Annotated in this window: 15 protein-coding genes; 5 read left to right on the top strand and 10 right to left on the bottom strand. The window is 72.4% G+C overall.

Annotated elements, in window-relative coordinates:
* Positions 1-8: 8 nt before the first annotated feature.
* The 3 genes from ABZ716_RS00535 to ABZ716_RS00545 form a co-directional block, all read right to left on the bottom strand.
* Positions 9-347, bottom strand: coding sequence for a P-II family nitrogen regulator (locus ABZ716_RS00535; protein WP_351884109.1), 339 nt, complete (start codon positions 345-347; stop codon positions 9-11).
* Positions 344-1,690, bottom strand: a complete 1,347-nt coding sequence (locus tag ABZ716_RS00540; protein WP_358812262.1) for an ammonium transporter — start codon at positions 1,688-1,690, stop codon at positions 344-346. Before ABZ716_RS00540 ends, ABZ716_RS00535 begins: the two co-directional genes overlap by 4 nt.
* Before the next feature lie 275 nt (positions 1,691-1,965).
* On the bottom strand, positions 1,966-3,450 hold the full coding sequence (locus tag ABZ716_RS00545; protein ID WP_351884113.1) for a hypothetical protein: 1,485 nt from the start codon (positions 3,448-3,450) through the stop codon (positions 1,966-1,968).
* 404 nt (positions 3,451-3,854) lie between these two features.
* On the opposite strand from ABZ716_RS00545, the gene ABZ716_RS00550 reads away from it, so the two are divergent.
* Positions 3,855-4,523, top strand: coding sequence for a bifunctional DNA primase/polymerase (locus ABZ716_RS00550; protein ID WP_358812261.1), 669 nt, complete (start codon positions 3,855-3,857; stop codon positions 4,521-4,523).
* A 110-nt stretch (positions 4,524-4,633) separates the two neighbouring features.
* On the opposite strand, the gene ftsY is transcribed toward ABZ716_RS00550, so the two are convergent.
* Positions 4,634-5,845: a signal recognition particle-docking protein FtsY gene (gene ftsY, locus ABZ716_RS00555; RefSeq protein WP_358955477.1), complete on the bottom strand. Its 1,212-nt coding sequence runs from the start codon at positions 5,843-5,845 to the stop codon at positions 4,634-4,636.
* 166 nt (positions 5,846-6,011) lie between these two features.
* On the opposite strand from ftsY, the gene ABZ716_RS00560 reads away from it, so the two are divergent.
* Together ABZ716_RS00560 and ABZ716_RS00565 are read left to right on the top strand one after the other, a co-directional pair.
* Positions 6,012-7,469 (top strand): cytosine permease, encoded by a 1,458-nt coding sequence (locus ABZ716_RS00560; protein ID WP_358955480.1) that lies wholly within the window; start codon positions 6,012-6,014, stop codon positions 7,467-7,469.
* A gap of 63 nt (positions 7,470-7,532) precedes the next feature.
* The gene (locus ABZ716_RS00565; protein ID WP_358955482.1) at positions 7,533-8,519 is read left to right on the top strand and encodes an LLM class flavin-dependent oxidoreductase; all 987 of its coding nucleotides are present in this window, start codon (positions 7,533-7,535) and stop codon (positions 8,517-8,519) included.
* Between the two features lie 43 nt (positions 8,520-8,562).
* Here the strand turns inward: ABZ716_RS00565 and ABZ716_RS00570 are convergent, their stop codons facing one another.
* The 4 genes from ABZ716_RS00570 to ABZ716_RS00585 all read right to left on the bottom strand — a co-directional run bounded on the left by ABZ716_RS00570 (position 8,563) and on the right by ABZ716_RS00585 (position 14,902).
* A complete protein-coding gene (locus tag ABZ716_RS00570; RefSeq protein WP_358812257.1) occupies positions 8,563-9,999 on the bottom strand; it encodes a sugar porter family MFS transporter in 1,437 nt (478 codons plus the stop codon).
* Positions 10,000-10,181: 182 nt separating this feature from the next.
* A complete protein-coding gene (locus tag ABZ716_RS00575; protein WP_358955485.1) occupies positions 10,182-13,865 on the bottom strand; it encodes an AAA family ATPase in 3,684 nt (1,227 codons plus the stop codon).
* Between the two features lie 168 nt (positions 13,866-14,033).
* The gene (locus ABZ716_RS00580; RefSeq protein WP_351884127.1) at positions 14,034-14,252 is read right to left on the bottom strand and encodes a hypothetical protein; all 219 of its coding nucleotides are present in this window, start codon (positions 14,250-14,252) and stop codon (positions 14,034-14,036) included.
* A gap of 368 nt (positions 14,253-14,620) precedes the next feature.
* The gene (locus tag ABZ716_RS00585; protein ID WP_358812255.1) at positions 14,621-14,902 is read right to left on the bottom strand and encodes an acylphosphatase; all 282 of its coding nucleotides are present in this window, start codon (positions 14,900-14,902) and stop codon (positions 14,621-14,623) included.
* Positions 14,903-15,033: 131 nt separating this feature from the next.
* Here ABZ716_RS00585 and ABZ716_RS00590 point away from each other — a divergent pair, with 131 nt between their 5' ends.
* Entirely contained in the window at positions 15,034-15,891 is an 858-nt protein-coding gene (locus ABZ716_RS00590; protein ID WP_358955487.1) for a CAP domain-containing protein, read from the top strand.
* A 54-nt stretch (positions 15,892-15,945) separates the two neighbouring features.
* Here ABZ716_RS00590 and ABZ716_RS00595 read toward each other — a convergent pair whose 3' ends face one another.
* Positions 15,946-16,557, bottom strand: coding sequence for a flavodoxin family protein (locus ABZ716_RS00595; protein WP_358812253.1), 612 nt, complete (start codon positions 16,555-16,557; stop codon positions 15,946-15,948).
* A 123-nt stretch (positions 16,558-16,680) separates the two neighbouring features.
* Between ABZ716_RS00595 and ABZ716_RS00600 the strand changes: the two genes are divergently transcribed.
* Positions 16,681-17,097 (top strand): helix-turn-helix domain-containing protein, encoded by a 417-nt coding sequence (locus ABZ716_RS00600; RefSeq protein WP_358812252.1) that lies wholly within the window; start codon positions 16,681-16,683, stop codon positions 17,095-17,097.
* Here ABZ716_RS00600 and mutM read toward each other — a convergent pair.
* Positions 17,070-17,939, bottom strand: a complete 870-nt coding sequence (mutM, locus tag ABZ716_RS00605; RefSeq protein ID WP_358812251.1) for a bifunctional DNA-formamidopyrimidine glycosylase/DNA-(apurinic or apyrimidinic site) lyase — start codon at positions 17,937-17,939, stop codon at positions 17,070-17,072. The genes ABZ716_RS00600 and mutM overlap by 28 nt on opposite strands.
* Positions 17,940-18,075: the final 136 nt, after the last annotated feature.

An 18,075-nucleotide genomic window follows, 5' to 3' on the forward strand; every position in this document is an offset into this window, starting at 1 on the left:
GCTCCCGTCTAGAGGGCGTCGGCGCCGCGCTCGCCGGTGCGGACCCGGACGACCGAGTCCACGGGGACGCTCCACACCTTGCCGTCGCCGATCTTCTCGGTGCGGGCGGCGCTGACGATGACGTTGATGAGCTCCTCGGCCTCGTCGTCCTCCGCGAGCACCTCGATGCGGATCTTCGGTACGAGGTCCACGGTGTACTCGGCGCCCCGGTAGACCTCGGTGTGGCCGCGCTGGCGGCCGTACCCGCTGGCCTCGGAGACGGTCAGGCCCTGGATCCCGAAGGCGTGGAGGGCTTCCTTGATGTCGTCGAGCTTGTACGGCTTGACGATGGCGGTGATCAGCTTCATGCGTCGACCTTCTTGTTCGCGGCGGCCACGGGGGCGGGGGAGGCGGTGGTGCGTGACGAGATCCCGCCGCCGGCGCCGCTGAAGTCGTAGGCGGTCTCGGCGTGCTCGGCCTGGTCGATGCCGGAGACCTCGACGTCCTCGGCGACCCGCATCCCGATGGTCTTGTCGATGAGGAAGGCCAGGATCGCCGATACGACCAGGGAGTAGGCGAGGACGGAGAAGACGCCGACGGCCTGCTTGCCGAGCTGGTCGAAGCCGCCGCCGTAGAACAGGCCCTTGGCGTCGGACTGGACGCCGCCGGTGGCGAAGAGGCCGACGAGGAGGGAGCCCGCGACGCCGCCGACGAGGTGGACGCCGACCACGTCGAGGGAGTCGTCGTAGCCGAACCGGTACTTCAGGCCCACGGCCATGGCGCACAGCACACCGGCGATGGCGCCGACGGCGATCGCGCCGAGCGGGCTGACGGAGCCGCCGGCGGGGGTGATGGCGACGAGTCCGGCGACGGCGCCGGAGGCGGCGCCGAGGGTGGTGAAGGAGCCGTGGCGCAGCTTCTCGTAGCCGAGCCAGGCGAGCATGGCGGCGGCCGCGGCGACCTGGGTGTTGATGAACATGACGGCGCCGACCCCGTCGTCGTTGCCGAGCCAGGACCCTGCGTTGAAGCCGAACCAGCCGAACCAGAGCAGGCCGGCGCCGAGCATGACCAGCGGGAGGCTGTGCGGGCGCATCGGGTCCTTCTTGAAGCCGACGCGCTTGCCGATGACGAGGATGACGCCGAAGGCGGCGGCGCCGGCGTTGATGTGGACGGCGGTGCCGCCGGCGAAGTCGATGACGCCGAGCTTGAACAGCCAGCCGCCGGTGCCCCAGACCCAGTGGGCGACGGGGAAGTAGACGACGGTGACCCACAGGGCGGTGAAGAGCACCCAGGCGCTGAACTTGACGCGGTCGGCGAGGGCGCCGCTGATCAGGGCGGGGGTGATGACCGCGAACATCAGCTGGAAGACGGCGAAGACGTACACGGGGATGGTGTAGCCGTCCCACAGTTCGGTGAGGCCGATGCCGCTGAGGCCGACGTAGTCGGAGTTCCAGCCGATGACGGAGCCGAGGTCGCCGCCGAAGGCGAGGCTGAAGCCGTAGAGCACCCACAGGACCGTGACGATCCCGAGGCTGACGAAGCTCATCATCAGCATGTTGAGGCTGCTCTTGACGCGGACCATGCCTCCGTAGAAGAAGGCGAGTCCCGGGGTCATCAGCATGACCAGGGCGGAGCAGATGAGCATGAACCCGGTGTTCGCGGCAGACAGGGTCGGGGCGTCTGCCGCGAGGGTCGTGATGGCTGATGCCATCGGCGTCTCCTCGTCGTCGGTACGTTCGCGTGCGGGCGACCGTGGGGGACCTGAGCGGCGGCGGTCAGGGCTGGCCGGTTAACGGCCCTTCATTGGCCCTGAGGTTCGCGCAGGCCGGTTTCCGGCGGCGCCGCTCGGTGTTTCGCCCCGATGACGAAGAGGTCGGGCGTGTTACGCCTGAATGAACCGGTGAGGTACGGGTCCGGTCCGTGTCAGGCGGGGGTCAGGTGCGGGCCGGGCGCACGTCAGGCGCGCGCCCGCCCTCCCGGGCGTGCTCAGACGGCCTCGGCGGCCTCGGGGAGGCGGGAGGCGAGGAGGTCGGTCAGCCGGACCACCTCCGCGACGTCGCCGTATTCACGGGCGGCGGTGTCGACGGTCTTGCGGAGCCGGGTGTTCACCCGCTCGGAGCGTACCTTTCGCGCCACGTCGAGGGCCTGGTCGACGAGGACGGCCGCCTGCTCGGGTTCGCGCTGGAGCAGGTGGACGGTGGCCATGCCGATGAGGTTGAGGGCGTAGGAGCGCTGGTGCTCCCCGTCCTTGGCGAAGAGCTCGACGGCCCGTTCCATGACGGGTTCGGCGAGGGAGGCGTACGTGGGGCTGCGGCCGGCGACGTAGGCCAGGTCCCGGTAGGAGTGGGAGTTCTCGCCGTTGAGCTCGGCCTCGGAGAAGAAGCGGATCCAGTCCGGTTCGGGTTCGTCGCCGCCGAAGCCGACATCGCCGAAGGTGTCCTCGGCCATGCGCACGGCCCGCTTGCAACGGCTGGGCTGGCCCATGTTGGCGTAGGCGCGGGCCTCCATGGCGTAGAGCATGGCCTGGGTGCGGGGTCCGGCGCAGTCGCGGCTGCCGTACTGGGCGAGGTGGATGAGTTCCAGGGCGTCCTCGGGGCGGCCGAGGTGGATCATCTGACGGCTCATGCCGGAGAGGATGTACGAGCCCAGCGGCTTGTCCCCGGCCTCCTTCGCCGCGTGCAGCGCGAGGACGAAGTACTTCTGGGCGGTGGGGTGCAGGCCGACGTCGTAGCTCATCCAGCCGGCGAGTTCGGCCAGTTCGGCGGCCACCTTGAAGAGCCGCTTCATGACGGGGGCCGGGTGGTTCTCCTGGAGCAGGTCGGTGACCTCGTGGAGCTGGCCGACGACGGCCTTGCGGCGCAGTCCGCCGCCGCACTGGGCGTCCCACTGGCGGAACATCACGGTGGTGGCTTCGAGGAGGTCGAGCTCGGGGTCGGAGAGCCGGGACGGCCGGTAGCCGGAGGGGGCCGCCGCCTCGCGCGCCGAGGGGTCGGCGGCCGGAGCCGGGACCAGCCAGCGCTGCATGGGCTCGATGAGGGCGGGGCCGGCGGACAGGGCGAGGGAGGTCCCGAGGAAGCCGCGGCGGGCCAGCATGAGGTCGCTGCGGGAGAACTCGCTGAGCAGCTCGACGGTCTGGGGACCCGCCCAGGGCAGGTCGACACCGGAGACGGAGGGCGTCTGGTGGGCGCTGCGCAGGCCGAGCTGCTCGATGGCGACGACGGCGCCGAAGCGTTCGGAGAAGAGCTCGGAGAGGATGCGCGGTACGGGCTCGCGGGGCTGTTCGCCGTCGAGCCAGCGGCGTACGCGGGAGGTGTCGGTGCTGATGTGGTGGGCGCCCATCTGACGGGCCCGGCGGTTGACCTGGCGGGCGAGCTCGCCCTTGGACCAGCCGCTGCGGACGAACCAGGAGGTCAGCTGTTCGTTGCGGTCGGCTGACTCCCCGCTCGCTGCGCTCGCACCGCTGCCGGTCACTGGAACGCCCCCATCCGCATCGTCTCTCCTACGAAACCCTGGCCGGTCCGGCCGCTGCCGCCGGGGACCTTCACAGGTCCTCCACACATTGCCTCCGGCATACCCACGGATGACCTGCCGCCGGGGTTCGAGCTACCGAAAGTAATCCTACGATCACCCGTCCGGCGACGTCGGCCGGTGAATCGCCACCATTCGCCACCCCTTCGAATGAACTCGCCACCGGCCAGGCGCGATTCACTTGACAGGAAGGCGAAACGGAACGGTTGGACGGGAGCGCGCCGGGGCGTGCGCGGCGGGGAGTGCGCCGGGCGGACTCGGTGGACGGCGTGCTCCACCCGGCCGCCGAGAGGTCTCGCCGACGTCGTAACCACCGGCGCGTCCGACCCGTTGGAGGGGGCATGGGCATGGGCTTCACGATCGGCGGCAGCCGCGGCACCAAGGAATTCCGTTCCGGCGTCCGGCGCCGCGGCCGCACCGCGGAGTGCACGACGGTGGCGGAGTACACCGGCCTGTGGGGCTGGGACGCGGTCCCCGGCGCCCGTGCCGCGGCTCCGGCCCGCGACTGTTCCTGCGGTCATACGAACTGCCTCACGCCGGGGGCGCATCCGCTGGACTTCGCTCCCACCGTCCCCGGCGGGGCCACCCTGGACGCGGTCACCGCGATCTGGGGCGAGTATCCGGGCGCGGCGATCCTGCTTCCGGTGGGCCGCTCCTTCGACGTCATCGAGGTCTCCGCGGAGGCGGGGCGGCGCGCCCTGGTCCGTATGGAGCGGATGGGCCTGCCGCTGGGACCGGTGACGCTCACCCCCGACGGCCGGGCGCAGTTCTTCGTGGCCCCCGGCGCGGCGGCCGAGCTGCCGGAGCTGCTGTACCGGATGGGCTGGGACGACGCCGACCTCGACCTGCGCGCCCTGGGCCACGGGGCCTTCCTGACCGCCCCGCCGTCCGACCACGCGGGCCTCGGGCCGGCCGCCTGGCTGCGCCGGCCCGCGCTGGACAGTGCGGGCGGCCCCCCGCAGGCCCGGCTGCTGCTGGGCACCCTCGCCTACACCTGCCACCGCTTCCGGCGCTGACGCCGCCGCGCCCGTAGGCCCGTAAGCCCGTCCCCGCACAGAGCAGTGCCCCCGCGTCCCGGGATTCCGGGGTGCGGGGGCACTCGTCCGCGTCGGCGGCTGCCGGGCGCTCAGTCGCCGATCAGGGCGTCCACGAACGCCTCCGGCTCGAAGGGGGCCAGGTCGTCCGCGCCCTCACCGAGGCCGATGAGCTTGACCGGGACGCCCAGCTCGCGCTGGACGGCGATGACGATGCCGCCCTTGGCGGTGCCGTCGAGCTTGGTGAGCACGATGCCAGTGATGTCCACGACCTCGGCGAACACGCGCGCCTGGGTCAGGCCGTTCTGGCCGGTGGTGGCGTCGAGGACCAGCAGGACCTCGTCCAGCGGGCCGTGCTTCTCCACGACGCGCTTGACCTTGCCGAGCTCGTCCATGAGGCCGGTCTTGGTGTGCAGACGGCCGGCGGTGTCGATGAGGACGACGTCGGCGCCCTCGGCGATGCCCTCCTTGACCGCGTCGTAGGCGATCGAGGCGGGGTCGCCGCCCTCGGGGCCGCGTACGGTACGGGCGCCGACGCGCTCGCCCCAGGTCTGCAGCTGGTCGGCGGCGGCGGCGCGGAAGGTGTCGGCGGCGCCGAGGACCACGCTGCGGCCGTCGGCGACGAGCACCCGGGCGAGCTTGCCGGTGGTGGTGGTCTTGCCGGTGCCGTTGACGCCGACGACCATCACGACGGCCGGGGTGTCCACGCCGCTCTCGGTCTTCACGGCGCGGTCGAAGTCGGTGCCGACGAGGGCGACCAGCTCCTCCTTCAGCAGGGCGCGCAGCTCGGCCGGGGTACGGGTGCCGAGCACCTTGACCCGCTCGCGCAGCCGCTCCACCAGCTCCTGGGTGGGGGCGACGCCGACGTCGGCGATCAGGAGGGTCTCCTCGATCTCCTCCCAGGTCTCCTCGTCGAGGTGCTCGCGCGAGAGCAGCGTGAGCAGGCCCTTGCCGAGGGCGTTCTGCGAACGGGCGAGCCGGGCGCGCAGCCGGACCAGGCGGCCGGCGGTGGGCTCGGGCACCTCGATCTCGGGCGCGGCCGGGGCCTCGGGCTCCACAGCCGGCGCCTCGACCGGAGCCTCGGCCTCCGGGAGCCCGACCTCCTCGATGGTGCGGCGCGGCTCTTCCGCCGTCTCTACGGCGTCCTCCCCCACCTGCGGTTCGGCAGGCGGGGCAGTGATGGTCGGCGTGCTCGGCGGTGCCGTGGGGGGCAGCTGCTTCTTCTTGCGGCTGCTGACCACGAGCCCGCTGACCGCGCCGACCGCGACCAGGGCGATGACTACAGCAAGGATCAGGATTTCCATAACCACCCCAGTATCGGCCACGGGCCGCCGTCGCCCCCGGACCCCGTGGGTTCCCCGGGGACATCACTCCGCCATTTGTGGTCTTCACGCCACTTCTACGATGATGGGCGGATTGTCCCCAGGGCTGCGCCCCGGACTCCCTCTCCCCCGCTTCCACGGAGTACTCATGCCTGCTGAAGAGAAGGCCGTCGCCGGCGCGGTCGAGAGCCGCGGCCTGGAGCCCGTGCCGGACGGCGAACGCGGCGGCCGGGTCCGCGAGCTCGTGCCCACCTGGGTGGCCGCGAACATCAGTGTGCTGCTGCTCACCATGGGCGCGGGCCTGGTGATCTTCAACAAGCTCAACATCTGGCAGGTGCTGGTCGTCGCGGTGGCCGCGCCGGTCGTCTCGTACGGCCTGGTCGGGCTGATATCCCTCGCGGGCAAGCGCGGTGGCGCGCCCGGCATGGCGCTCTCCCGGGCCGTCTTCGGCCAGCGCGGGAACCTCTTCCCGGGGGCACTGATCTGGGTGGCGCGCTGGGGGTGGGAGACGATCAACGCGGTCAGCGGCGCCTACGCCGCCCTGACCGTGCTCGACCTGCTCTTCGGGATCAAGAGCAACACGGCGCTGATCGTCGTCACCCTGCTGTTCTTCGTGGGCTGCACCTTCGTCGTGTCGGGCCTGGGGATCAAGGCGCTGCGGGTCTGCTCGACCTGGTCGACGTACCTCTTCGGCGGCTTCAGCGTGCTCGTCCTCGGCTATCTGCTCTTCACCACCGACTGGTCCGCCGTCTTCGGCAAGCCGGCCGGATCCACGGCGATGATGATCGCGGGCATCGGGACCATCGCCGCCGGCGGTATCAGCTGGGTGCCCTCCGGCCCGGACTTCACCCGCTACCTGCCCCGTACGGCCTCCTCCCGGGGCGTGGTCGGGGCGACGATCGGCGGCGCCGGGGTCGTGGTGCTGCCGATGGTGCTGATGGGCGCGGTGATGGCCGTCGGCACGCCGGACCTGGCCAGCGCCCAGGACCCGGTCTCGTTCATCGGTGAGCTGCTGCCGGTCTGGATCGCGGTCCCGTACCTGCTGATCGCCCTTCTCGGCATGCTGCTGATCAACTCGATGTCGATGTACTCCGCGGGCTTCACCGCGCAGACCCTCGGCATCAGGGTGCCGCGCGCCTGGGCGGTCAGCGTCAACGCCGTCATCAGCCTGGTCTTCGGGTTCCTGCTGATGGTGGTCGCCACCAGCTTCTTCGGCTCCTTCATCTCCTTCCTGACGCTGCTGGCCGTGGCCTTCTCCGCGTGGATCGGGGTGTTCGGCGTGGACATGCTGCGCCGCACCTCCTACGACGGCGCCGCGCTGCTGGACACCACGCGCACCAGCGCCTACTGGTACCGGGGCGGCTTCGCCTGGCAGGCCATGACGGCCTGGGGGGCGGCCCTGGTGGTGGGCACGCTGTTCACCCGGGTGGACTGGTTCACCGGGCCGCTCGCCACGACGTGGATCGGCGAGAACGGCCTGGGCTGGGTGGCCGGCATCCTCACCTCCGCCGCGCTGTACGCCGTACTGCCGCGCGACCCCTCCCCCGCTCCGGCGGCCGGGGAGCCCGGCGGCGAGCGCGAGCCGGCCGCGGCCCTGTCCAACTGACGCCCCGTCAGCTAGCCTCCCCCTTCGCCCGCCCGACCGCATCCGGCGAAGGGGAACCCCTCCATGCCCATCACCGTGGCCCGCTTCAACCTCGTCGACCCCCACGGCACCCCCGAGCGTCTGGCCGCCCGCTACCAGGCGGCGGTGGAGATGGCCCGCTACGCCGACGAGCACGGGATCGACACCGTGCAGACGGAGGAGCACCACGGGACGGACAACCACTGGCTGCCCTCCCCCTTCGCGTTCGCGGGCGCGGTGCTGGGCGCCACCCGGCGGATCACGGTCACGGTCTCGGCGATCATCGGCCCGCTGCACGACCCGCTGAAGGTGGCCGAGGACATCGCCGTGCTGGACCTGATCGGCGGCGGCCGGCTGATCACGGTGGCGGGCATCGGCTACCGGCCGCAGGAGTACGAGCAGCACGGGGTGGAGTGGGGGCGGCGCGGCAGGCTCCAGGACGAGCTGCTGGAGACCCTGCTGAAGGCGTGGACCGGCGAGCCGTTCCCCTTCCGGGGCCGCACGGTGAAGGTGACGCCGGTGCCCTTCAGCCGGCCGCACCCGATGCTGCTGGTCGGCGGCAGTTCGAAGGCGGCGGCGCGGCGGGCGGCCCGGCTGGGGCTGCCGTTCTTCCCGAGCGCCCATCTGCCGGAGCTGGAGGCGTACTACCGGGAGCGGCTCGCCGAGTACGGCACCGAGGGCTTCTGCATGATGCCGGCGGAGCGGACGCCGCTGCTGCACGTGGCCGAGGACCCGGACCGGGCGTGGGCCCTGTACGGGGAGCACTTCCTGCACGAGGCGGAGACGTACGCCTCGTGGCAGTCCAAGGACATCCGCTCGGCGGTCCGCTCCGGTGCCCGCACGGTGGAGGAGCTGCGGGCGGAGGGGGTCTACCGGATCCTCTCCCCGCAGGAGGCGGTGGACCACGCCCGGGAGGCGGGCGACGCGGGGAACCTCGTGCTGCACCCGCTGTGCGGCGGGATGCCGCTGGAGGAGGCGTGGCGCAGCCTGCGGCTGCTGTGCGAACGGGTGCTGCCCCGGCTCAGGGACTGAGCCGGGGCAGCACCGCGGAGGGGAGGGGTGGTGGCGGGGTTGGTTACCCCATCTCCTCCAACGCCTTGCCCTTGGTCTCCGGCACCCACTTGAGGATGAAGGGGATCGAGAGCACGGCGAAGACCGTGTAGATGACGTACGCCCCGGAGAGGTTCCAGTCCGACAGGGTCGGGAACGTCACGGTGATGAGCCAGTTGGCGACCCACTGGGCGGCCGCGGCCAGACCGAGTGCGGCGGCCCGGATGCGGTTGGGGAACATCTCGCCGAGCAGGACCCAGACCACCACGCCCCAGGACAGGGCGAAGAAGAGGACGAAGGTGTGGGCGGCGATCAGCGCGACGGTGCCCTGGGTCTCGGGCATGGAGATCTGGCCGGCGACGTCGGTCTTGTACGAGAACGCCCAGGCGCACAGGCCGAGCGAGAGCGCCATGCCCACCGAGCCGATCAGCGCGAGCGGCTTGCGGCCGATGCGGTCGACGAAGATCATCGCGATCACCGTGCCGATGATGTTGATGATCGACGTGGTGAACGAGTACAGGAACGAGCTGGTCGGGTCGATGCCCACGGACTGCCACAGCGAGGAGCTGTAGTAGAAGATCACGTTGATGCCGACGAGCTGCTGGAAGACCGACAGGCCGATGCCGATCCAGACGATGGGCAGCAGGCCGAAGCGGCCGCCGCGCAGGTCCTTGAAGGTGGACTTGTGCTCGGAGCGCATGGCCGACTCGATCTCGGCCACCCGGGCGTCGAGGTCGACACTCTGGCCCTCGACCTCGGCGAGCACCTTGCGGGCCTCGACGGAGCGGCCGGCGGAGATCAGGAAGCGCGGGGACTCCGGGATGACGAAGGACATCAGCCCGTAGAGCACGGCGGGGATGACCATCACGCCGAGCATCCACTGCCAGGCTTCCAGGCCGCCGATCTTGCCGCGCTGGTCGCCGTCGGCGAGGTTCAGGATGCCCCAGTTGACCAGCTGCGAGACGGCGATGCCGATGACGATCGCGGCCTGCTGGAAGGAGGCGAGCCGGCCGCGGTAGGCGGGCGGGGAGACCTCGGCGATGTAGGCGGGGCCGATGACGGAGGCCATGCCGATGCCGAAGCCGCCGACCACGCGCCAGAAGGCGAGGTCCCAGAGGGCGAACGGCAGGGCCGAGCCGACGGCGCTCGCGGTGAACAGGGCGGCCGCGATCTGCATGCAGCGGATACGGCCGATCCGGTCGGCGATCCGGCCCGCGGTGGCGGCGCCGATGGCGCAGCCGATCAGCGCGGCGGCGATCACCTGGGCGAGCGCGCCGGAGCCGATGTCGAAGCGGTCGCGGATGGCTTCGACGGCGCCGTTGATCACGGAGCTGTCGTAACCGAAGAGGAATCCGCCCATGGCGGCGGCCGCGGTGATGAAGATGACGTGGCCGAGGTGGTCGGGGTGGGCCGCGTTGCCGCTGCCGCCCGACTCCGCAGACTGCGCTGTGCTGCTGGTCAAGGTGAGCTCCGTGGGGGGTTCTGTCCGTATCTCCTAGTGGCGCACAGGACAAGATCGGGCACCACCCGGAGCCGGGAGACAGCCCAGAGCTTATGTGTTCATTTCCTGAAGTCAATACCTCCTTTGCAGCCAAGATGAACTTCAAGTCATCGGCATTGACTTCATTTCTTAAATGATCAATCTCAACGGAGACGCTGACTGATCACCTTGGACACCCCGTCGCCCTGCATGGACACGCCGTAGAGGGCGTCCGCGACCTCCATGGTCCGCTTCTGATGGGTGATGACGATCAGCTGGGAGCTCTCCTGGAGCTCCTCCATGATCCGGATCAGCCGCTGGAGGTTGGTGTCGTCCAGGGCCGCCTCGACCTCGTCCATCACGTAGAACGGGCTGGGCCTCGCCTTGAAGATGGAGACCAGCAGGGCCACGGCCGTCAGGGACCGCTCGCCGCCGGAGAGCAGGGACAGCCGCTTGACCTTCTTGCCCGGCGGGCGCGCCTCGACGTCCACGCCGGTGGCCAGCATGTCGTCCGGATCCGTGAGGACCAGGCGGCCCTCGCCGCCGGGGAACAGCCGCGAGAACACCCCTTCGAACTCGCGGGCGGTGTCCCGGTACGCCTCCGTGAAGACCTGTTCGACTCGCTGATCGACCTCCTTCACCACTTGAAGCAGGTCGGCGCGCGTCTTCCTCAGGTCCTCCAGCTGGGTGCTGAGGAACTGGTGGCGCTCCTCCAGGGCCGCGAACTCCTCCAGGGCGAGCGGGTTGACCTTGCCGAGCTGCTGGTAGGCGCGCTCGGCGGCCTTCAGCCGCTTCTCCTGCCGGGCCCGGTCGAAGGGACCGGGCCGGTTGCGGGGGTGGTCGGGGTCCTCGGGGAGCACCTCGCCGTCGGCCGGCGGGGACGGCGGCACCGGCTGGTCGGGCCCGTACTCCGCGACGAGCGCGGCCGGCTCGACGCCGAGCTCCTCCAGGGCGCGGGTCTCCAGCTGTTCGATGCGCAGCCGCTTCTCGGCGCCGAGCACCTCGCCGCGGTGGACGGAGTCGGTGAGCTTGTCGAGCTCGCCCTTGAGGTCGCGGCCCCGGCTGCGGGCCTCGCCGAGCTCCCGCTCGCGCAGGGCCTTGGCCTCCTCGGCGGCCGTACGCTCCTGCTCCGCCCGGCCGACGGACACCTCCAGGTGCGCCAGCAGCTGCCGGGCCCCGTCGGCGACGGCCCGGGCGACCCCGGCCTCGTACCGCATCCGCTGCCGGCGCCGTTCGGCACGTGCCCGCGCCTCGCGTTCGGCCCGGGCGGCCCGGTCGAGGGCGTCCGCCCGGCCGGCCAGGCCCTTGACCCGCTCCTCGTGCGTGCGCAGCTGGAGGCGGGCCTCCATCTCGGTCTGCCGCGCGTTGGCCCCGTCGGCGGAGAGGCGGTCCCGTACGGACGTGTCGGGCTCGTCTGCGGCCGGCAGCTCCTCGACGGCGGCGAGCCGCTCCTCGCACTCCTCGACGTCGGCCCGCGCGCGCTCCAGCGACTCCTCGGCGGTGGCCACGGCCAGGGCGCCGCGCTCGGCCTCGCCGAGGGCCGCCTTCGCCTGCCCGGCGAGCCGCCCGAGCTGCTGGGCCACCCCGGCCCGCGCCTGTTCCCCGGCCCGCCGCAGCTCGCCGAGCTCCTCGACGCGTGCGGCGGCGCCGGCCCGGCTGTCCCGGGCGCTCTCCTCCGCCAGAGCCAGCTCCCGGCACTCCCGCTCCAGCCGCTCCAGCTCACCGTCGGCCTCGTCCACGGCGGCCTGGACCTCGATGAGACTGGGCGCCCCGGCGGACCCCCCGTGCGCGAGGTGCGCCCCGAGCACGTCCCCCTCGACGGTCACGGCCACCACCTCGGGCCGCGCCGCCACCAGCTCCTCGGCCTCCTCCAGAGACCCGACGACCACATACCCCCGCAACACCCAGGCCAGGGCCCGCACCACAGCAGCATCCCCCCGCACGAACCGGGCAGCCTCCCGCCCGACAGCCTCCCCGAGGACCGCCACCTGCGCCCCGGCCTCCGTGGCGGAGCCCAGCGCGTCCGGCCCCGCCGGCCCCCGCGCCCCGGCCTCGGGGGCCGAGCCCGGCCCAGCGGGCCCGTGCACCCCGGCGCCCGTGAGCGGGACGGCCGGGGCCGGGACGGTCGGGTGGGGCGGGGTGATCAGCAGGGTGGCGCGGCCCGCGTCCGTGGTGCGCAGGTGGCGCAGGGCGGTGGCCGCCGCCCCCGGCGAGGCGACGGCCACCGCATCCGCGGCGGAGCCCAGGGCGGCGGCCACCGCGGCCTCGAACCCCGGCTCCACCGACACCCGCTCCGCCGCGGGCCCCAGCACCCCCGCCAACCGCTCCCGCACCGCGAGCAGCGCCCCGGTGCCGTCCTTGCGCCGCAGCCCCAGCGCCAGCGCGTCCCGCCGCGCGGAGACGGCCGCGCGGGAGCGTTCCGCCGCGGTCCGCGCCTCTCGGGCGGCGCCCAGCCGGGCCTCCGCCTCCTCCAGCCCGGCCCGCGCCGCCTCGTACTCCCCCTCCTGCGCGGAGGGCTCCTCCAGAGCGCCGACCTCCTCGGCCAGCGCCTCGTACTCCTCCCGCGCCCCCTCGGCCCGGGCCCGCGCCCCGTCCAGGGCCGCCACCAGCCGCTCGACCTCCGACTGGGCCGCCCCCGCCCGGGACCGGGCCGCGCCCAGCCGCCCGGTCAGCCGGGCCAGCTCCTCGCGCCGGTCGGCGACGGCCCGTGCGGCGTCCCGCAGCCGCCGTTCCTCCTCCGCCAGGGCCCGCTCCAGCTCGGCCCGGTGCGCGGCGGTGTCCTCCAGGGCCCGCTCGGAGGCTTCGAGGGCGGCCGTCAGCTCGGCCTCCTGCTCCCGGATGCGGGCGGCCTCCCGTTCCATGTCCTCGGGGTCCCGGCCGCGCCGTTCCTCCTCCACCGGCGCCGACGCGCTCTTGACCCGTGCCAGCGCCAGCGACTCGGTGCCGCGTACCCGCTCGGCCAGCTGCGCGAGCTCGTGCCAGGTCTGCTGGGCCCGCTGGAGCCGGGGCGCGAGCCCCCGTACGGCTTCCTCCAGCTCGCCCTCGCGGCGCAGCGCCTCCGCGAGGGCCCGCTCGGCGGACTCCTTGCGCTCCTTCAGGGCGGCCTCGTCGGCGATCTCCGCGTCCAGCGCGGCCCGCAGCGCGACGAGGTCGTCGGCGAGCAGCCGCAGCCGCGCGTCCCGCAGGTCCGCCTGGATGACGGCGGCCCGGCGGGCGACGGCCGCCTGCCGCCCGAGGGGCTTGAGCTGCCGACGCAGCTCGTCGGTCAGGTCCTGCACCCGCGCGAGGTTGGCCTGCATCGCGTCGAGCTTGCGCAGCGCCTTCTCCTTGCGCCTGCGGTGCTTGAGGACGCCGGCGGCCTCCTCGATGAAGGCGCGGCGGCCCATCGGGTCGGCGTGCAGGACGGAGTCGAGCTGCCCCTGCCCGACGATGACGTGCATCTCGCGGCCGATGCCGGAGTCGGAGAGGAGTTCCTGGATGTCGAGGAGCCGGCAGGTGTCCCCGTTGATCTGGTACTCGCTGCTGCCGCCGCGGAACATGATCCGCGTGAGGGTGACCTCGGCGTACTCGATGGGGAGGGCCCCGTCGGAGTTGTCGATCGTGAGGGAGACCTCGGCGCGGCCGAGCGGCGGCCGGCCCGTCGTCCCGGCGAAGATGACGTCTTCCATCTTGCCGCCGCGCAGGGACTTGGCCCCCTGCTCCCCCATGACCCAGGACAGCGCGTCCACCACGTTGGACTTGCCCGAACCGTTGGGGCCCACGACACAGGTGATGCCCGGCTCGAAGCGGAGGGTGGTGGCGGAGGCGAAGGACTTGAAGCCACGCAGGGTCAGGGACTTGAGGTGCACGCCGCCGGACTCTACCTCCCATGTCCGGTTTCGCCCATGAAGGTGCCGGGCAGATCAGACGTCAGGGCGCCCGCAAGAAAGAAGGGACGCCGAAGCGTCCCTTGCAGATCAAGCGGGGCCCTCGCAGATCGTGCCGGGGCTGGAGTCGTACGACGGGTGGGTCGAGGGTCAGGTGAGCGCAGGCTCCGCCTGGGATACGTCGAGGTCCATGCTGCTACCGAGCAGCGAGTCCCCGTGCTGAGCGGCGGCCGCGGTCAGCGCGTCGTTCTCGGACTGGATCCGTCCGAGTTCGGACTCAAGGTCCTGGACGCGCTGCTGAAGCCGTCGCATCTCGGCGAGGAGTCGCGGGTCGGAGCCGCCGACGTAACCGAGAAGCGCCTTTGCCATGATGGATGGTCCTCCACATTGAGTGACCGACCGAAGCGGTGTGGGTCGTGAGGGAATCGCACCCGCGATGTCCGGCAGCGACTGTCCGTCACTGCGCCTTGTTCTCTTGCTCACGCCGGTTGACTGCCAGCACTGCCAAACAGCTCAGGTGCGCGGGGCTTCCAGCGTCTCACCAAAAAGTTTGACGGTCAACACGATCACGCCCCGTATCGGCGGGCGGCCCGGCCCTCGGAGGGGGCGTGGAGATCATCCTCGTCTCCGAGCCTTCCACGGTTCGCCGCCGACGGCAACGGCTCGACGGCGAATGCGCAGATCCGACCGGGTGCGGACGGTCCGGAGGTCTGATCAGTCCATGATCGGTCGATAGATCAACGGATTTCGAACCCGTCGTAGCCGCCGCGCGGTGTGCCCCATATCTCCGTCACACCGTCGACGCGGCCGGGCGTGTCGCCCTCGCGGAGCCAGTCGAGCAGCCGGTGGCAATTCTCACGTTGACCTTCGGCCACCACCTGCACCCGGCCGTCGTCGAGGTTGAGCGCGAAGCCGGCCAGCCCTCCGATCTCCAGAGCATTGGCCCTGGTGAACCAGCGGAAGCCCACTCCCTGTACACGACCGCGCACCCAGGCGGTCATGCGTACGTCTTCATCCATACAAGAACGCTAACGGTGCCGGGGGCTCCTTGATCCCACCGGCCCGGTTGCGGCATGGGCTACAGTCCCCCACCAATGACTCACCCGTTCGGGTGAGCAACGTTTGATCTTGCAAAGAAGGGCCGCGACCGATGGGACGCCACCGACTCCACGCCGCGCCGCGCCGCGGTGCCCGGCGCACCGCCGTGCGCACCGGCCTGCTCGGCGTGTCCGTGGCCGTGGTGCTCGGCACGGCGGCCGTCACGACCGGGTTCGTCCCGGTCGGCGGTTCCTTCCCGTACGTCGGCACGGGCTCCTCCGACCGGAGCGAGGCCCGCGTCCAGCACACCCCGAGCCCGGAGCGGGGGCTGGAGCGGGGCGGCCTGGCCAACCTGTCCGACCACGCCTCCCCCGGTCGCGGCACGGGCACCCCCTCCGCCTCCCCCAGCCCGTCGGCCTCGCCGTCCCCCACGCCGACGCCGACGCCCACTCCCTCCGCCTCGGCCTCCTCCGGCGCGCCGGAGAAGCCGGAGAAGACGAGCGCCCCGCAGCCCCCGAAGGCGGCCGCACCCGCCCCCAAGCCCGCGGCGCCCAAGCCCGTGGCGCCCAAGCCGCCGTCGGCCGGGGTGGCGAACCCGTCCGCGGAGGCGGAGGTCCTGGCCCTGGTCAACCAGGAGCGCGCCCAGGCCGGCTGCGTCGCGGTCCGCGCGAACCCGCCGCTGGCCGCGCTGGCCGCCGCCTTCAGCAAGGACATGGCCGTACGGGGCTTCTTCGACCACACCGACCCGGACGGCAACACCCCCTGGCAGCGGGCGCAGAACGCCGGGATATCCGGGATGGGCGGCGAGAACATCGCGCGCGGCCAGGGTGACGCCAAGACGGTGATGGAGTCCTGGATGAACAGCCCGGGCCACCGCGCGAACATCCTCAACTGCGAATTCCGCACCCTCGGCGTGGGCGTCTACTTCGGCTCCGGCGGCCCCTGGTGGACCCAGGACTTCGGCTTCTAGACCCCGCCGGAACCCCGCTGGACCCTTCCGGGTCCTCGCGGCCCCCCGGCGCGGTCAGACCGCGGCCGCCGCCAGGGCCGCCCGGCCCGCGATGACCACGCGGGTGTGCTCGGCGACCCGCCGGCCGAGGTGCTCGGCGGTGGCGATGTCCGCCTTGTGCACGGCCTCCGGGCCCTCGTCCGCGTTGCTCTGGGCGGCCGCGCCGGAGGAGAAGCCGAGGCGGTTGAGGTCGTACTCGCTGCCGGTGGAGGAGTTCCAGCCCGGCTTCAGGCCGAGGTTCACCCAGCTCATGCCGTGCTGCGAGGCCAGCATCTGGAAGTACTGGAGGGTGTTGAGCTTGTCGCCGGACTTGGAGGCGGAGTTGGTGAAGCCGGCCGCCACCTTGTCCCGCCAGGCGTCGCCGAACCAGCGCTTCGAGGTGGCCTCGGCGAAGACGTGGAAGGCGCCGGAGGCGGTGCCCATGTAGGTGGGCGAGCCGAAGACGATCGCGTCGGAGGCGTCGAGGAGTTCCCACTCGGCGTCGGTGATCTCGTCCACCTTGACGACGTGCACGATCGCACCGGCCGCGGCGGCGCCGGCCCGTACGGCCTCGGCGACGACGGCGGTGTGGCCGTAACCCGAGTGGTAGGCGACCGAGACGACGGGGGCGGGGATGGTGGCAGACATGGCTGTACTCCTAGGGGGCTGTTCGGTGCGCCGCGGACGCCGCGGTGCGACACCCCCAGAGAAGCACTAACTTTTAGAAAGCGCAAGCGGATGGTTAGCGCTACCCGGGGGTACGCTGGACGTATGGAGACCCCTGTCTGTAACGACGTCTGCGCCGGCGGCGCCACGGCCGACCTGCCGTTCGACGCCTTCGCGCGCACCTGCCCGTCCCGGGAGACCCTGGAGCACGTCACCGGCCGCTGGGGCAGCCTCACCGTGGGAGCCCTGCGCGACGGGCCCCTGCGCTTCAACGAGCTGCGCCGCCGGGTCGAGGGCGTGAGCGAGAAGATGCTCTCCCAGACCCTGCACGCCCTGGAGCGCGACGGCATCGTCACGCGCGAGGCCCAGCCGACCAACCCGCCCCGCGTCGACTACGAGCTGACCCCCCTCGGCCGCGAGGTGGCCGACCGCCTGCTCGCGCTGATCCACTTCGTGGAGGCCAGCATGGACGAGGTCCTCGCCTCGCGGCAGTCCTACGACAGCGCGCGCGGCGGCCTCTGACAGCGCGGGCAGAAGTAGCTGGACCGGTTCATCCAGGCCCGCCGCCGCATCGGCGTACCGCAGCGGCGGCAGGGCTCGCCCTCGCGCCCGTAGGCGTCCAGGGAGCGGTCGAAGTAGCCCGACTCGCCGTTCACGTTGACGTAGAGGCTGTCGAAGCTGGTCCCGCCGACGGCGAGCGCGGCGTTCATGACCTCCCGCACATGGGTGAGGAGTTCGGTGCTCCGGGGCCGGGTGAGGGTGGCCGTCGGGCGTTCGTAGTGCAGCCGCGCGCGCCACAGGGCCTCGTCGGCGTAGATGTTGCCCACCCCGCTGATCAGCGACTGGTCGAGCAGGGCCCGCTTGAGGGTGGTCCGCCGGGCGCGCAGGGCCAGGTGGTAGGCGCCCTCGTCGAAGAGGGGGTCCAGGGGGTCGCGGGCGATGTGCGCGATGACGTCCGGCAGCCCCTCCTCGCTGCCGGGGGCGACCTCGTGCAGCGAGAGCCCGCCGAAGGTCCGCTGGTCGACGAAGCGCAGCTCGGTCCCGGCGTCGTCGGCGAAGCGGACCCGGATGCGCAGGTGCTTCTCGTCGGGGGCGGCGGCCGGCTGCACCAGCAGCTGCCCGCTCATCCCGAGGTGCCCGAGGACGGACAGGTCCCGGCCCTCCAGCGGCAGCCACAGGTACTTGCCGCGCCGGTGCGGGACCCCGATGGTCGCGCCCGCCAGGCGCGCGGCGAAGTCGGCCCCGCCCGCGAGGTGGCGGCGGACGGCCCTGGGGTGGAGCACCTCCACCGCGGCGACGGTCCGCCCGGCCACCCAGCGTTCCAGGCCGCGCCGCACCACTTCGACTTCGGGCAGCTCGGGCACGGTGTTCCTCCGGAGGGAAAGCGGGCGTTCGCGGGACGCGGCGGCGGGGGCGTCCGGCTCTGCCGCGAGCCTACCCGGCGGCCCGTCCGCGCAACGGCCCCGCCCGGAAACGGGACCGCCCGCCCCTGCCGGTGGC

The organism is Streptomyces sp. NPDC006687, from assembly GCF_040636215.1.
GTDB lineage: Bacteria > Actinomycetota > Actinomycetes > Streptomycetales > Streptomycetaceae > Streptomyces.

Excerpts from the sequence above, each read along its gene's own strand:
- ABZ716_RS00600 (WP_358812252.1), top strand. The coding sequence starts at position 16,681 with ATGGAGACCCCTGTCTGTAACGACGTCTGCGCCGGCGGCGCCACGGCC.
- ABZ716_RS00535 (WP_351884109.1), bottom strand. The coding sequence starts at position 347 with ATGAAGCTGATCACCGCCATCGTCAAGCCGTACAAGCTCGACGACATC.
- ftsY (WP_358955477.1), bottom strand. The coding sequence starts at position 5,845 with ATGGAAATCCTGATCCTTGCTGTAGTCATCGCCCTGGTCGCGGTCGGC.
- ABZ716_RS00560 (WP_358955480.1), top strand. The coding sequence starts at position 6,012 with ATGCCTGCTGAAGAGAAGGCCGTCGCCGGCGCGGTCGAGAGCCGCGGC.
- ABZ716_RS00585 (WP_358812255.1), bottom strand. The coding sequence starts at position 14,902 with ATGGATGAAGACGTACGCATGACCGCCTGGGTGCGCGGTCGTGTACAG.
- ABZ716_RS00590 (WP_358955487.1), top strand. The coding sequence starts at position 15,034 with ATGGGACGCCACCGACTCCACGCCGCGCCGCGCCGCGGTGCCCGGCGC.
- ABZ716_RS00595 (WP_358812253.1), bottom strand. The coding sequence starts at position 16,557 with ATGTCTGCCACCATCCCCGCCCCCGTCGTCTCGGTCGCCTACCACTCG.
- ABZ716_RS00540 (WP_358812262.1), bottom strand. The coding sequence starts at position 1,690 with ATGGCATCAGCCATCACGACCCTCGCGGCAGACGCCCCGACCCTGTCT.
- ABZ716_RS00550 (WP_358812261.1), top strand. The coding sequence starts at position 3,855 with ATGGGCTTCACGATCGGCGGCAGCCGCGGCACCAAGGAATTCCGTTCC.
- ABZ716_RS00565 (WP_358955482.1), top strand. The coding sequence starts at position 7,533 with ATGCCCATCACCGTGGCCCGCTTCAACCTCGTCGACCCCCACGGCACC.
- ABZ716_RS00580 (WP_351884127.1), bottom strand. The coding sequence starts at position 14,252 with ATGGCAAAGGCGCTTCTCGGTTACGTCGGCGGCTCCGACCCGCGACTC.